This window comes from Achromobacter sp. RT286_PF (assembly GCF_059760425.1).
Window position 1 is genome coordinate 1 of record NZ_JCBAMR010000094.1, and the last position, 324, is coordinate 324.

Genomic DNA, 324 nt, shown 5'->3' on the forward strand with positions numbered 1-324 from the left:
CGTAGGGCGGCGGGTTGATCGACCGGTGCGTTCTGCCCGTGACGATCGGCTGCGAGCTATCGCCATCCAGAAAGCTGACGATGACTTCCTGGCCGATGCGCGGGATGGCCATGTGGCCCCAGCCCGCGCCGGCCCAGTTCTGCGACACGCGGATCCAGCACGAGCTGTGTTCGTTGTTCTGCCCCAGCCGGTCCCATGGAAACTGCACCTTGATGCGGCCGAATTCGTCGCAGTAGATTTCTTCATTGGGCGGGCCGACCACGCTGGCGATCTGCGGGCCGTCCACTAGCGGCTTGCGGCTGGGCGCGGGTTTCCAGTCGACCT

At 65.4% G+C, this 324-nt stretch carries 1 protein-coding gene; it reads right to left on the bottom strand.

Features of this window, described 5'->3' with window-relative positions:
* A partial coding sequence (gene tssI, locus AC6LJY_RS28000; RefSeq protein ID WP_498137242.1) for a type VI secretion system tip protein TssI/VgrG occupies positions 1-324 on the bottom strand: 324 nt, incomplete at both ends.